This is a genomic window from Ensifer sp. ENS11 (genome assembly GCF_014851895.1).
Taxonomy (GTDB): Bacteria; Pseudomonadota; Alphaproteobacteria; order Rhizobiales; family Rhizobiaceae; genus Ensifer; species Ensifer canadensis.
Window position 1 is genome coordinate 65,960 of the sequence record NZ_JACVAN010000014.1, and the last position, 14,820, is coordinate 80,779.

Annotated in this window: 11 protein-coding genes; 8 read left to right on the forward strand and 3 right to left on the reverse strand. The window is 61.7% G+C overall.

Translation table 11 applies throughout. The features are described 5' to 3' along the window. The first annotated feature begins 1 nt into the window (after position 1). From IB264_RS23270 to IB264_RS23285, 4 genes are all read left to right on the forward strand, one after another. Positions 2 to 1,918 carry an AAA family ATPase gene (locus IB264_RS23270; protein WP_057221003.1) on the forward strand — a complete coding sequence of 639 codons (1,917 nt, stop codon included), beginning with the start codon at positions 2 to 4 and terminating at the stop codon, positions 1,916 to 1,918. Positions 1,919 to 1,937: 19 nt separating this feature from the next. Next, positions 1,938 to 3,227 (forward strand): DUF6638 family protein, encoded by a 1,290-nt coding sequence (locus IB264_RS23275; RefSeq protein WP_025427981.1) that lies wholly within the window; start codon positions 1,938 to 1,940, stop codon positions 3,225 to 3,227. Positions 3,228 to 3,230: 3 nt separating this feature from the next. Beyond that, complete coding sequence (locus IB264_RS23280; RefSeq protein ID WP_025427980.1) at positions 3,231 to 4,454, forward strand: DUF2333 family protein; 1,224 nt, start codon at positions 3,231 to 3,233, stop codon at positions 4,452 to 4,454. Between the two features lie 122 nt (positions 4,455 to 4,576). After that, positions 4,577 to 6,256 carry a formate--tetrahydrofolate ligase gene (locus tag IB264_RS23285; protein ID WP_025427979.1) on the forward strand — a complete coding sequence of 560 codons (1,680 nt, stop codon included), beginning with the start codon at positions 4,577 to 4,579 and terminating at the stop codon, positions 6,254 to 6,256. Between the two features lie 306 nt (positions 6,257 to 6,562). Here the strand turns inward: IB264_RS23285 and IB264_RS23290 are convergent, their stop codons facing one another. Then, entirely contained in the window at positions 6,563 to 7,069 is a 507-nt protein-coding gene (locus tag IB264_RS23290) for a DUF1993 family protein (protein ID WP_025427978.1), read from the reverse strand. A gap of 228 nt (positions 7,070 to 7,297) precedes the next feature. Here IB264_RS23290 and IB264_RS23295 point away from each other — a divergent pair, with 228 nt between their 5' ends. Then, complete coding sequence (locus IB264_RS23295; protein WP_025427977.1) at positions 7,298 to 7,750, forward strand: YiiD C-terminal domain-containing protein; 453 nt, start codon at positions 7,298 to 7,300, stop codon at positions 7,748 to 7,750. Positions 7,751 to 7,846: 96 nt separating this feature from the next. Here the strand turns inward: IB264_RS23295 and IB264_RS23300 are convergent, their stop codons facing one another. Then, positions 7,847 to 8,791: an extensin family protein gene (locus IB264_RS23300; RefSeq protein ID WP_025427976.1), complete on the reverse strand. Its 945-nt coding sequence runs from the start codon at positions 8,789 to 8,791 to the stop codon at positions 7,847 to 7,849. 295 nt (positions 8,792 to 9,086) lie between these two features. Here IB264_RS23300 and IB264_RS23305 point away from each other — a divergent pair, with 295 nt between their 5' ends. The 3 genes from IB264_RS23305 (at position 9,087) to IB264_RS23315 (ending at position 13,660) form a co-directional block, all read left to right on the forward strand. Continuing rightward, positions 9,087 to 11,192: a TonB-dependent hemoglobin/transferrin/lactoferrin family receptor gene (locus IB264_RS23305; protein ID WP_192434228.1), complete on the forward strand. Its 2,106-nt coding sequence runs from the start codon at positions 9,087 to 9,089 to the stop codon at positions 11,190 to 11,192. Between the two features lie 120 nt (positions 11,193 to 11,312). Next, the gene (gene trpLE, locus IB264_RS23310) at positions 11,313 to 11,357 is read left to right on the forward strand and encodes a trpE operon leader peptide TrpLE (RefSeq protein ID WP_178385073.1); all 45 of its coding nucleotides are present in this window, start codon (positions 11,313 to 11,315) and stop codon (positions 11,355 to 11,357) included. 113 nt (positions 11,358 to 11,470) lie between these two features. Beyond that, the gene (locus IB264_RS23315) at positions 11,471 to 13,660 is read left to right on the forward strand and encodes an anthranilate synthase (RefSeq protein ID WP_025427974.1); all 2,190 of its coding nucleotides are present in this window, start codon (positions 11,471 to 11,473) and stop codon (positions 13,658 to 13,660) included. Positions 13,661 to 13,736: 76 nt separating this feature from the next. Here the strand turns inward: IB264_RS23315 and IB264_RS23320 are convergent, their stop codons facing one another. Next, positions 13,737 to 14,654: a LysR substrate-binding domain-containing protein gene (locus IB264_RS23320; RefSeq protein ID WP_025427973.1), complete on the reverse strand. Its 918-nt coding sequence runs from the start codon at positions 14,652 to 14,654 to the stop codon at positions 13,737 to 13,739. Positions 14,655 to 14,820 lie beyond the last annotated feature (166 nt).

The following is a 14,820-nucleotide window of genomic DNA, read 5'->3' on the forward strand; positions in this document are numbered from 1 at the left end:
CATGACGCTCAATACCGGGCTGACGACGCTGCACGAGGACGAGATCGCCAAGCACCAGGCGGTCGCGCAGGGGCTGGTGACCAAGCTGGTGATCCTCGAGCGGGACGAGGGATCAGCCGGCACACCGCTCGCCGGCACCGGGCGACGGTTTGTTTCGACGGTTTCGACCGGCGGCCAGCGCCGCACCCGCGAGGTCGAGCTTGCGCGCACGGTTCAGGCGGTGCGGCAGGGCGACCAGATGCTGTCGCCGGCGCAGCATGCGGTTCTCTACAGGACCCGTCGCGGCATCCAGGTGGCGCTGGCTGTCGCCGACGTCTTCGCGCGCCAGACGAACCTCGAACAGCTGCAGGCGCGCAACACGACCGCGCCGCTTGCCGGCGAGGACGCCAACCAGTTCAAGGCGCTGCTCAACGCTTCCGCCTATATCTCCGCCTTCACGCTGGCCGCCTATCTCGGCTCGACGCTGTCGGGCGAGGGCGAGCCGGTGGACGATGCCGTCGAGCCGGACTTCCTGTTCGATACGCCGCAGGATGCCCTGAAGGGGCTGATCGCGGCGCTCGACCGCAGCATTTCCGGTGCGGCCGACGATTTGGCGCTGACGGCGCGTGCCCGTGCGTTTTCGCGCGTTGCCATCGAAGGGCTTATTGCGCGCAAGGGCCGCTTTACCGGCCTGCAGAGCTTCGAGAACGTGCATATCCGGCTCGACCAGGACGACTTCACCCTGAACGGCTTCGACGTCGCGCCCGGCCAGAAGCGCAAGCCGCTGGTGATGACCTTCAAGAAACCGGAAGAGATCATCGGCAACCATATCGCCAAGTATCAGGCGCTGAAGCTTGCCAAGATGCTGATGGCCTATGACTTCGACCGACAGATGAACCCGTTCGTCGAACTTGGCGGCTTCCTGTTCACCTTTATCGGCGACGGCATGCCGGGCACCGGCAAGACGATCCTGATCCAGATGCTCGCCGGCATGCTCAACGAATATTGCGAGATCGCCGGCTACGCCTTCCACTACGAAAACTTCGGCGTCGACCAGATCTCCTCCTATCAGGGCAAATCGGGCCAGAACTGCAAGGAGTTCGTCAACAACGTCATCAACCCGCGCGCCATCGGCTTCGGCACCATCGACGATGTCGACCAGGTTGCGGCCAAGCGCTCCGACGACCGGGCATCGGCCGGCCAGCACGAGGTGACGGCGGTGCTGATGGAAAGCTTTGCCGGCGCATCGACGGTGGTGCGCGGCAACTGCACCTTCGGCATGTTCTCCAACTATCCCGAGAATGTCGACGATGCGCTGCGCCAGCGCGCCGGCGCCCGCTGGCTGGTCGACGGGCCGCAGACGGAAGACGACTATATCGACATCTTCGCGCTGCTCGTCGGCAAGAACCACAAGATCCCACTCGGCGAGCACGCGCTGTTCGAGGGACAGGAGATCAAGCGCGCCGTGTCGCAATCCTACGGGGCGCATTCGCGACCGCAGGAGGAGGGGCTGGTTTCCGTCTGGGAGCGGTACCAGAAGGAGAAGGGCGCGCTTGCCACGCTTGCCGATGTCGGCGCCTATCTGCACATGATCAAGGAGGCAGAGCCGCGCTTTACCGGCCGGGCGATCAAGAACATCACCGACGCGGTCAAGCTCAGGGCGATGGACGTCGAATTGCCCGACGACTGGTTCAAGGATGCCGGCTCGTTCATGCACAAGGGCTATGACGAGAAGAAAGCGATGATCGAGGCGCTTCGCGGCCCGATCACCATCGAGATGGTGCTGCAGGAAATCAACCGCTACGCCGACAGCGAATTCCGCTACACCGACAAGTCGGACGATGCCGCCGTCACCGACATCATCCGCCGCGAGCGCCAGCGCGAAAAGGCGATCCGCGAGATCGAGGCGATGAAACGCGACGGCCGGTGGCAGGGCTGATGGCGGGGAGCGCTGAGCTATGAAACGTCTGCTCGAAGCCGAGCTTATCTATGGACGCCTGCTCGATATCGCCGAGCCGCATCTGATCGCGCGCTACAACAAGGCGCTGGAGGGCTTTGGCCTGCGTCCGACGGCGCTGGAACGCTTCAGCATCGACATGACGGGGTTCTCGCCGGAGATTGCCGACGAGCTTGGCGATCGCGACTATCTCGACCCCAACCGGGTGAACCGCCGTTTCATCATCATGACGCCGGATCAGGCGGAACTGCCGGTGGTGCACACAAGCTTTTCCAACACGGCGGCGTTGATGCACGAGTTCTTCAACGCCAACAGTCGGGCGATCAACGCAGTGACGATCAAGGATGCACTCTACGGCGAGATCGAGGATTCGGTTTCCATCGTCGACGACATCGATGATCTGCTGTCGATCAACGAGGTGCGCTTCCGGGTGCTTTCCGCAGAAGACATGCTGGGCAAGGCGGCCGAACTCAGGAGCCTGGTCGACCGACTGAAGAAGGTGCCGACCGCCTGGACTGATGACGAGATGCTGAACCGCATGGTCGAACTGGCGAAGGTGACGGGCGACATCCGCCAGAACGCGCTGGTGCCGGATCAGCTGGTTTTCCGCCACGATGCCTTCTGGGCCAATCACTTCGGCGGCGTCTATGTCTTCCTCGACGAGAAGACGACGACCGTCATCTGCGACCCGTCGGTCCCCGGTTTCCGCCGGTCGCGGCCCTGGCAGGTCAGCTACATCGCGATCGACGATCACGCCCGCATCTACGATTTCCTGGCCTCGACAAAGCGGTTGCAACTGCCCCAGGCGTCCTGGGTCGAGGACTCAGGGCTCTACCAGCATCGCGCCGACATGGTGGTGCGCGGTTTGATCAACGATGCCGATCCGACGACGGATCTTGCCCGCGCCGACCGGATCTGGCTGCAGACCTGGATGCATCGCAACGCGGCACTCGTTGCCCAGGATGCCACCTATCCCTTCCTGCAGGAGATGCAGCGCATGGTGCAGACGACGGGCAGCATCCGGATGCAGGATGTCGCGCCGGCAAACCGCTTCATGCTGGTGAGGGCCGCGCCCGTTCATCCCGATCAGTGGCTGGTCAACCGCTTGATCGCCCAGCTCGTTCCCCGCGATTTCGTTTCCCGCTTCGTCTTCGACAAGCAGGGGTTTTATGACGCCTACGAGCGTTACAGCGAAAAGTTCAGGGAATATGTTGTGACGACCTTGACCGGCACATATCTCAAGGACAAGGCGGCCTTCCGCCGCAAGCTTTACGGCCTCAGAGAGGAATAGGACATGTTTGATCCGATCGTCGCGTTTTTCCAGCGTGTCTTTACCGCGATCGGTCGCGGCATCGGCCTGGCCGTTGCCTGGCTGCTGTGGCCGTTCGTTGCGCTTGGAAACTGGTATCGCCAGCGCAACTGGATCATCAAGGGGCCGATCGGCATCATCCTGCTCGGCCTGATCTTCTTCTACGGCTATTTCATCTGGCAGACCCAGGCCTGGACGAATTTCGATGCCGACTATGTTGATCGCTACAAGCTCGCCGAGCGCAAGGTGCCGGCGGGTTCGCCTGTGGCGGGGCCCGGTGTCACGACCGGACAAACGACGACCGGCGCAGCGGCAGCCAACCAGGCGGCCGCGGTTACGCCGCCGGCCGAAGTTACGCCTGAGGCACTTGCCGCCGTGCAACTGCCCGCCGGGACCCAGTGCCAGACCTCGGCGATCGTCGATGTCGCGGCCGATCTCATCGATTTCAACGTCAATGAGAATGCCTGGATTTCGTCGATGCTGCTCTACAAGGTCGGCTTCTTCGGCCTCGATTGGGACGATACGCCTTGGCTCGACAACAAGGCATCGTTCCAGCGCGGCATCAACCAGGCGGTTCGCCGTACCTCGGTTGAACTGGTCGATTCACTCGGTCGCGTTCGCGGCACGTCAGGCATCAACAACGATCTGCAGCGGGCGCGTGGCAACATCCAGTTCGACGAGGAGACCTGGTACTTCGGCCTCAATCCGTTTGGCCCGAAGACCCCGACACCGAGCTTCTATCGCGCTGCCATGCGGGACATGCGCACCTTCAACACCACGCTTGCCAAGTGCGATGCCGTCTTTGACGGTCGCGCCGATAACCTGGTGGAGTTCCTCGACCGCATCGCCAACGATCTCGGCAACACCTCGGCGATCATTCGCGAGCGCTCGGAAAACCACAATGGCGGCTGGTTCGACACGCGTGCCGACGACCGTTTCTGGTTCGCCTACGGACAGCTCTACGGTTACTACGGCATCCTTTCGGCTGCCGGCGCCGACTTCGAGAACGTCGTCGCCCAGCGCGGCCTGACGCCGATCTGGACGGAAACGATCAAGCAGCTGCGCTCGGCACTTCGCATCCAGCCGTTCATCATCTCCAACGGCGAAGAGGCCGGCTGGATCATGCCGACGCATCTGGCGACCATGGGCTTCTATATCCTGCGGGTGCGCTCCAACATCGTCGAGATGCGCGACATTCTCGCGCGATAAAGATCAGCGCCTGATGGGCGGCAGCTCCAGCCGGAGTTGTGCCTTCCGGCGAAGGTGCAAGAAACGCCTCATCCCGAATGGGGTCAGGCACAGAAATGCAGCTTGGGGGGAGGGGAAAACCCATGGTGGAGGTCAAGTCCGATATCGAAATCGCGCGTGCCGCGAAGAAGAGGCCGATCCTGGAGATCGGTGCAAAGCTCGGCATTCCGCCGGAGCATCTGCTGCCCTACGGCCATGACAAGGCAAAGATCGGCGCGGAATTCATTGCTGCACAGAAGGACCGCAAGAACGGCCATCTGATCCTGGTGACCGCGATCAATCCGACGCCCGCCGGCGAGGGCAAGACGACGACGACGGTCGGTCTCGGCGACGGCCTCAACCGCATCGGCAAGAAGGCGATCGTCTGCATCCGCGAGGCGTCGCTCGGCCCCTGTTTCGGCGTCAAGGGTGGGGCGGCCGGCGGCGGCTACGCCCAGGTGGTGCCGATGGAGGACATGAACCTTCATTTCACCGGCGATTTCCACGCCATCACATCCGCCCACAACCTGCTTGCGGCGCTGCTCGACAACCATATCTATTGGGGCAACGAGCAGAACATCGACATCCGGCGCATTTCCTGGCGACGGGTGATGGACATGAACGATCGGGCGCTGCGCAACATCGTCGGCTCGCTCGGCGGCGTTGCCAACGGTTATCCGCGCGAGACCGGTTTCGACATCACAGTTGCTTCCGAGGTCATGGCGATCCTTTGCCTTTCGATGGATCTGAAGGACCTGGAAAAGCGCCTCGGCAACATCATCATCGGCTACCGGCGTGACAAGAGCCCGGTCCTTGCCCGCGATATCAAGGCGGACGGGGCGATGACCGTGCTGTTGAAGGATGCGATGCAGCCGAACCTGGTGCAGACGCTGGAGAACAATCCGGCCTTCGTGCACGGCGGCCCGTTCGCCAATATTGCCCATGGCTGCAACTCGGTGATCGCGACGACCACGGCGCTGAAACTCGCAGATTACGTGGTAACCGAAGCCGGCTTCGGCGCCGATCTCGGCGCGGAAAAATTCTTCGACATCAAATGTCGCAAGGCCGGGCTCAAGCCCGATGCCGCCGTCATCGTCGCCACCGTGCGCGCCATCAAGATGAATGGCGGCGTCAAGAAGGACGATCTCGGCAAGGAGAACCTCGAGGCGCTGCGCAAAGGCTGCGCCAACCTCGGCCGCCACGTCCAGAACGTCAAGAAGTTCGGCGTGCCTGCGATCGTCGCGATCAATCACTTCACCTCCGATACCGAGGCCGAGGTGCAGGCAATCAAGGACTATGTCGCAACGCTCGGTGCAGAGGCCGTGCTCTGCCGCCACTGGGCCGAAGGTTCTGTAGGCATCGAGGAACTGGCGCGAAAGGTAGCAGCACTCGCCGAAGGCGGCCACTCGCAGTTTTCGCCGCTCTATCCCGACGAGATGCCGCTGTTCCACAAAATCGAGACGATCGCCAAGGACATCTACCACGCCAGCGAAGTGATCGCCGACAAGTCGGTGCGTGATCAATTGCGCACCTGGGAGGATCAGGGCTACGGCCACCTGCCGATCTGCATGGCCAAGACGCAATATTCGTTTTCGACCGACCCGAACCTGCGCGGCGCGCCGACGGGCCACACGGTGCCGATCCGCGAAGTGCGGCTTGCCGCCGGCGCCGGCTTCATCGTCGTCATCACCGGCGAAATCATGACGATGCCGGGCCTGCCGAAGGTGCCGTCATCGGAGAAGATCTACCTCAATCAGCAGGGCTATATCGAAGGCCTGTTCTAGAGCAGTTCCAGGAAAAGTGCGAAGCGGTTTTCCGTCAGGAAATGCGTAAAAACAAAGAGATAGAGCGCTTATGCGATTCCGTCTAAATCGGAAACGCTTGAGCTCCCGGCTACTGTAAGTTTCCGTAAATCGCATTCGATTTAGGGATAAAAGCAGCGGCAATTTAAAGCGCTACAGCGACCTTGGCGCGTCTAACAAGACGCGCGGCGCTGTAGGCATAACGCCTCAAACCGAGATCGATTTGAGGCGTTATGGATTGATTTTAAAGCGTTTCCGCTCCCGTTTCGCTTCCCGAGGCGCCACGTCTCAGTTGAGGCTGATGAAGTCCGCCTTGCCGACGGGAACGCCCTTATGGCGGAGAATGTCGTAGGCCGTGGTCAGGTGGAAATAGAAGTTCGGCAGCACGAATTTCAACAGATAGTCCTCGCCGCTCAACGTCATCTTCAGCTTGGTGAAGGTCAGGGTGACCTCGCGGGTTTCGCTGCCGTCGAGATCGGACGGTCGAACGGTCTCCAGGAATGCGACGGTCTTGCCGATGCGCTCGCGCAGTTCCCCGAACGTCTTCTCCTCATCGGGAAAGCTCGGCACCTCGAGCGCGGTCAGCCGGGCGATGGTGCCCTTTGACGTGTCGCTGGCGCGCTGCACCTGGCCTGCAAGCGGCAGCATGTCGGCGACCAGTCGGGCGTTGACCAGATCGTCGAGCGAAAGACCGGTTTCGCCGGCATGGGCCTCGGCCTTGTCGAGCAATTTGCCGAGGACATTGAAGCCATGGACGAAGGTGGGAACGGAGAGCCTGTACATTGTGAGCGCCATGGAGGTTTCCTCGGGCTTGGGGGGCAGTGATATTCCTGGGCTGCTATCTGGGGAAGGAAACCTGATCCTGCAAGGTATCTACGCCACCTTTGTTGCCGTGCAAGCCGTGCGGGTTGCTCGCTTGATGGTGACGAAAGGGAGAGGGTATTGTCCTGATCAGTGCGTCCGTGCTGATGTTGCGAGTGCCTGCCCACCGATACGATGTGAGCAAAATCGATCTGAGCCGCCATGACCCCGTTGGACCTTGAAGCTTATCTTCACGCCCATATTCCGCTTTCGGCAGCGATGCAGGTTCATGTCGACGAAGCGATTGATGAGCACGTGCGGCTATCTGCGCCGCTCGCTCCCAACATCAATCATCGCGAAACGGTGTTCGGCGGCAGTGCCTCCGCACTCTCCATCCTTGCCGCCTGGTCGCTGCTGCACGTGCGGCTGACGCACGCGGGCGTTCCGGCCCGCCTCGTGATCCAGAGCAACCGGATGGAGTATCTGAAGCCGGTTGCCGGTGCATTCTCCTCTCGGTCAACCCTTGCGGACATGGGGCAATGGCCGAGCTTCCTGCGGCTGTTTCACCGTCGGGGCAGGGCAAGGATCGTCGTTGCCGCCGAGTTGCTGGATGACGGTGAGCTTGCCGGGCGTTTCGAAGGCGAGTTCGTCGCCCTTGGCTATGGTGCGGATTAAAGCGTTCCAGATAAGGCGCGAAGCGGTTTTCCGTCAGGAAATGCGTGAAGCAAAACGATAGAGCGGTTCAGCGACTCCGTACAAGGCGGAAACGCTCTATCGGCAGTAACGATATCCGTTCCCGCGCTCGATCACGTCGAGATGCAGGTGCGTCTCATGCGCCGCGTCGCTGCCCGGATCGAGCACGGTCTTGAAATACAGGCAGGCCGAAGCGGTGATCGCACGCTGGAAGGCGCCGGTCATGGTGCCATCCTCGTCGCGAGGCTGGATCTCGATGGTCTTGCCGTCGCTGAGCGTGAACGAAGCGATGTCGACGGCGTTGCCGTGGGCATGCTCTGAGATCTTGCCTGTCGGGGCGTTGTTGCGCAGGCGGCAGATATAGGTGGAGGCCTGGTTCAACATCTTGACGGTCGTACCCTTGGCAAACGCCACGTCGGCCGCCGGCTGTACTGCTTCCTTGGTCCAGCGCGCCAATGCCAACGCCGCCTCGCAGCGCATCAGCCCCTTCGGCGCCAGTTTCACGTCGGGCAACACGCTTGTCACATCAAGCGGCTTGTCGATGCCGCAGCCCTTGCCATCGTCGATCCGCTTGGCTTCGGTGAAAACGGCACCCAATGCTTTCAGCTCCGATAGGCACTTGGCGTATTCGGTCGGGTTCTCGTTTTCGACCGGCGGGTAGATGACGGGGGGCTCTTCCGCCTTGTAGTCAGTCGGCTTGTCCGTGGTCTTCTCCTCGCTGGCGGCGTCGCCCTTCTTGCCGTCGGCTCCCTTGTCGCCGTCCTTCTCAGTTTCTGTGCCTTCCGCCGGCTTCGGCTCAGGCGTTGGCGCTTGGCTGCCCTGTTGACCGCTGGGAGGCTGCTGGTCCTTGTCTTCGTCACCTTCCTTCACCCGCGTTTCCGGCTTCTTTTCAGGAGCGGGTACCGGCGCCTCGGCCTGTGCGTCCGCAGGTGGTTTGGGTAGGGGAAGGGGGCCGGTTTTGGGAAGGCTCGCGCCTGTGAGGAGCAATGTCGACAGGAAAATCAGGGGGATATGGCAACGCATGCGTTTCCTTTCACATGTCCGCGAGGGCAGGCCTCGACGGGGAGGAACGCATGGGAAGCCATCTGGTTTCATCGGCTTGATGCAAAGAGCGTTGCAGTTCGGCAACGCCCCGAATTGGGACGATCCCATAAATTGTTGGGGAGGCGTTTCTATCTTGACAATAATAGTCATGTTTTTTATGCGGCATAAATGAGGCGACGCAATGTCGCCACGTATTCGAACCCCACGCCCAGCCAGCCCCTTGAGTTCGCCGCTCAACAGCAAGCCCGGCCCATGAATTCAAAAGGATTGGTCCATGCTCAACCGGCACCGTCGCCTGGCACTTTTGGCGTGCACGACTACACTTGCTCTTTCCGCCGCCTCTGGTGCCTTCGCGCAGACCGCGACGACCGCGCCGAAGGCAAACGAACAGAATGCCGAGGCCGCCAAGAAGGGCGAGACCTTCCTTTCGCCGATCGTCGTCAAGGGCGCGCGCACCAGCGACCCCTATGCAAAGGCCGGCCCGGTCAGCGTGGTGACGACCGACCAGATCGACCTGCAGTCCGGGCTTGAAACCGATGACCTGCTGCGCGGTGTTCCCGGCACGTCGACGGCGAACAATCCGCAGAACCCGGGTGTGGCCGTCAACATTCGCGGCTTCGAAGGTTCCGGTCGCGTCAACATGATGATCGACGGCGTGCGCCAGAACTTCCGCTTCACCGGTCACGAAGCGCAAGGTCTCGCCTATTTCGACCCGGCGTTCCTGTCCGAGATCGACGTCACCCGCGGCGCCGTCACCGGTGTCGGCGGTGGCGCATTGGCCGGCTCGGTCAACTTTAGGACCTATGACATCGAAGACCTGATCCAGGACGGCAAGACCTATGGCGGCATTGCCTCCGCCACCTATGGCACCAACGGTGCCGGCTGGTCGGAATCGCTGATCGGCGCCTACCGCTTCAACGACGTCTTTTCGGTACTGGGCGGTATCAGCAAGGCCGACCCTGGCAATTACGACAACGGCAATGGCGTTCAGGTGCCCTATACCGAGGAAGACCTGCTGTCTGGCATGCTGAAGTTCGAGATTACGCCGGATGAGGATCATACCTTCAAGTTCAGCGGCATCACCTATGACAATGACTTCTTCGCCAACTCCTACTTCCAGAACGTGAAGAACCAGACGCTGGCCGCAAGCTATTCCTATACGCCAGACAACGAACTCATAGATTTCCGCGCCAACGCCTATTGGAACCGGTTGAAGATGAAGTACGACACCGACGTCAGAGGTGGCGGTACTGCCGCCGGCCGTCAGATCATCGACACCGGCAAGGGCTTCGACATCTCCAACACCTCGCTGTTCGATCTTGGTGACGTTGCGGTCAGGGCCAATTACGGCGTCGAGTATTTCCGCGATGATTACGACGTCATCAACAGCACGGCGCGGCCGAGCGGTGGTGTCAACGGTGGCGGTCGCAATGCCACGACCGGCGTCTTCAGCACGACGACCTTCACCTACGGTATCGCCGACCTGACGGCCGGGCTGCGCTACGACCACTACAGCCTCGACGGCTCGGGCGCCGTTGTCGCCGGCAACCCGATCGGCCTTCCGGCAGGTCCCTACACAGTTGACAAGTCCGATGGACACCTCAATCCGAGCATCACGCTTGCGCTCAACCCTACGGACTGGTTCCAGCCCTACGTGACCTACGCAGAGACCTCGCGCCCGCCGACGGTCAACGAAACCTTTGCCGGTGGAACACACCCGGGCTCTAGCGGTCAGTCCTTCTTCCCCAATCCGTTCCTGGAGCCTGAAATCTCCAAGGGCTGGGAAGTTGGTGCCAACTTCTCCTTCGACGGTCTGCTCGACTCCAGCGATAGCCTGCGTGTGAAGGCCAACTACTTCCACAACAGGATCGACAACTACATCACCGCGGCAATGCTTGGTGGCGGTCGCCAGATCTTCTTCGTCAACAACCCTGGCACGTCGACGGTTCAGGGCTTCGAACTGCAGGCGGCCTATGATGCAGGCTTCGTCTTCGGCGACCTCGCCTATACCTATACCGACAGCAAACTGCCATCGCAGATCAACGGTTTCGGCGTGCAGACCTACCTGCCGGACACTATCGTCAGCGCGACGCTCGGCGCCCGCTTCCTCGAAGATCAGCGCCTGACGGTCGGCACGCGCTTCTACGCGGTTTCGAGCGCCGACGTCGGTGCGATCAACCGCACGCCGCCGACCGTTCCGGGTTACGGGCTGGTCGATATGTTCGCGAACTACAAGTTCCAGAATGGCTTCGAAGTGACGGCAACGGTCACGAACCTGTTCGACAAGGCCTACACGCCGTCGTCGAGCACCATTGCCGGCAGCACGATCGACACCGGTCGCGGCCGGACCTTCCTGGTCACGGCGAAGGCCAAGTTCTGATCGATCGCAGACGAGCTCCAGTCGGAAAGGCGGCCCTTCGTGGCCGCCTTTTCTTTTGCTCCTGCGGCGGCACTTTTTCCCGCTTGCGCAAGGCTGCAACCCGCGCTAACACTTTCGCCCATGACAAATGCACGCAACATTTCGATCTGGTGGTGGGCTCGCTGAGGCGGCCTTGACCAGTCATGCGTGATTGAGACATCAAGCCGCCCGGAGATTTCGAGGCGGCTTTTTCGTATTCTGGCCGCGTGGAAAAACCGGGCTTTTACGGAGCGAGACGAATGGCAACGGTAATTCTCGAAGACGGCGCGGAAAGCTATACCACCAGGGGCGGGATCGTCGTCACCCGCAGGCGGCGCGAAGCCTCCTATGCGGATTCGATTTCAAGCTATGTCGACAGGCTGGACGAACGTCGCGGCGCGGTGTTTTCGTCCAACTACGAATATCCGGGCCGCTACACGCGCTGGGACACTGCCGTCGTCGACCCGCCGCTCGGCATTTCCTCCTTCGGCCGCTCGCTCTGGATCGAAGCCTATAACGGCCGCGGCGAAGTGCTGCTGTCGATCATTTCGGACCATCTGAAAACCGTCGCCGACATCACGCTCGGCACCTCGACGGCGACCCGTCTCGACCTGACGATCAACGCGCCCGACCGTGTCTTCACCGAGGAAGAGCGCTCGAAGATGCCGACGGTCTTCACCGTGCTTCGGGCCGTCACCAACCTCTTCCATTCGGCAGAGGATGCGAGCCTCGGCCTTTATGGCGCCTTCGGTTACGATCTCGCCTTCCAGTTCGACGCCATCGAGCTGAAGCTGAAGCGCCCGGACGACCAGCGCGACATGGTTCTGTTCCTGCCGGATGAGATCCTGGTCGTCGACCACTATGCCGCCAAGGCCTGGATCGACCGCTATGACTTCGCCAAGGACGGTGTTTCGACTGAAGGCAAGACGGAGGAGATCGCCAGCGAACCCTTCCAGACCGTCGACATCATTCCGCCGCATGGGGACCACCGGCCCGGCGAATATGCCGAGCTTGTGGTCAAGGCGAAGGAAAGCTTCCGCCGCGGCGATCTCTTCGAGGTCGTTCCCGGCCAGAAGTTCTTCGAGCGCTGCGACAGCAAGCCGTCGGAGATCTCCAAACGGTTGAAGGCGATCAACCCGTCGCCCTATTCCTTCTTCATCAATCTCGGAAACCAGGAATACCTGGTCGGCGCCTCGCCGGAAATGTTCGTGCGCGTGTCCGGCCGCCGCATCGAGACCTGCCCGATTTCCGGCACGATCAAGCGCGGTGACGACCCGATCGCCGACAGCGAGCAGATCCTGAAGCTGCTGAATTCCAAGAAGGACGAGTCCGAACTGACCATGTGCTCGGATGTCGACCGCAACGACAAGAGCCGCGTCTGCGTTCCCGGCTCCGTCAAGGTCATCGGCCGCCGCCAGATCGAGATGTATTCGCGCCTGATCCACACGGTCGACCACATCGAGGGGCGCCTGCGCGACGATATGGACGCCTTCGACGGCTTCCTCAGCCACGCCTGGGCCGTCACCGTCACCGGTGCGCCGAAACTCTGGGCGATGCGCTTCATCGAAGGCCACGAGAAGAGCCCGCGCGCATGGTATGGTGGCGCCATCGGCATGGTCGGCTTCAACGGCGACATGAACACCGGCCTGACGCTCCGCACCATCCGCATCAAGGACGGCATTGCCGAGGTGAGGGCGGGCGCGACGCTGCTCTACGATTCAAACCCGGAAGAAGAAGAAGCCGAAACCGAACTGAAGGCCTCTGCCATGATCGCAGCCATTCGTGACGCGAAATCCGCCAACAGCGGCAAGGCCGGCCGTGACGTCGCCGCCGTAGGCGCCGGCGTCAACATCCTGCTTGTCGACCACGAGGACAGCTTCGTGCACACGCTGGCGAATTACTTCCGCCAAACGGGGGCAACGGTGACGACGGTGCGCTCGCCGGTGGCCGAAGAGATCTTCGACCGGGTGAAGCCGGATCTCGTCGTGCTGTCGCCGGGACCCGGCAACCCGAAGGATTTCGACTGCAAGGCAACGATCAAGAAGGCGCGTGCCCGCGATCTGCCGATCTTCGGCGTCTGCCTCGGCCTGCAGGCGCTTGCCGAAGCCTATGGCGGCGATCTCAGGCAGCTGGCGATCCCGATGCACGGCAAGCCGTCGCGCATCCGCGTGCTCGAACCCGGCATCGTCTTCTCCGGCCTCGGCAAGGAGGTGACCGTCGGTCGCTATCACTCGATCTTTGCCGATCCATCGAGCCTGCCGCGCGATTTCATGATCACCGCCGAAAGTGAAGACGGCACGATCATGGGCATCGAGCATACCAAGGAGCCGGTGGCAGCCGTGCAGTTCCACCCGGAATCGATCATGACGCTCGGCGGCGATGCCGGCATGCGCATGATCGAAAACGTGGTGGCGCATCTGGCCAAGCGGGCGAAGGTCAAGGCCGCCTAAGAAACGAACCGCAGACAATCAGGCGCCGCCTCCGTATCAAAGGGCGGCGCTTTCGTTGTCGGGCTGGCAGGTGCCTTCATGGGGCGCTTGGCGCGCCCGGAATTTCGCAGCGATCGGCAAACAGCCGCTCGCTGAGGAAATCGACGAAGACCCGGACCTTGGGCGAGAGGTGCCGGTTCGAGGGCCAGAGAAGGTGAAACTGGCCGGGTGCGTTGAGATGGGCGTCGAGCACCGTTTTAAGCGCGCCGTCGGCAAGCGGCCCGCGCGCCAGAAAGTCCGGCATGCAGCCAATGCCGAGACCGCTGATCACGGCGCCACGCAATGCCTCCATATTGTTGCAGGTCAGCACTGTGCACATCGGCGGCATGGTGCCTGACATGACAATCGGCCAGTCCTGCAGTTTGCGGCTGTTGGGAAACCGGAAGCGGATTGCCCGGTGACCATCGAGATCCCGTGGGCATTCGGGCGTGCCGTGATCGGCGAGGTAGCTTGGGGCGGCGCAAAGCAGAAGCCGGAACGGGCGCAGGGCTCTCGACATCAGCCGGGAATCCGGCAAATCGCCGCTGCGGATAGCGACATCGACCTCCTCATCGATCAGGTCGACGATGCGATCGTTGAAATCGAGATCGAGTTCGACTTCGGGATAGCGCTCAACGAATTCCGGCAGCACCGGCAGCAGCAGGTGATAACTGACGATCGGAACGCTGACGCGCAGGCGCCCGCGTGGAGCCGCGACGGCTTGGGCTAGCGATGCCTCGGCATCGTCTAGATCGTCGAGGACGCGACGGCAGCGCTCGTGAAACAGCCGCCCTTCCTCCGTCAGCCGGATGCTGCGTGTCGAGCGTTGAAACAGGCGAACGCCAAGCTGTCTCTCGAGATTGGTCACCGCCTTGCCAACGGCCGAAGCGGATAGGCCAAGGACCCGTCCGGCAGCGACAAAGCTGCCGAGATCGGCGGTTCGAACAAAGGCCGTCAGTCCACCCAAGCGATCCATTGCCTCTCCTATTCGAGCGTTTTTTTCCGCCAAGAGTGGAATGATGGCGGTATTTCCCAGCCATTCTGTCCAATCTATCCTCCTCAAGTCAATCGATACCCACCGACCGGCGACCGGTCGCCTCACGAAGTGCGACCGGCGGGTCCTTCCTTGCTCGAACACATCG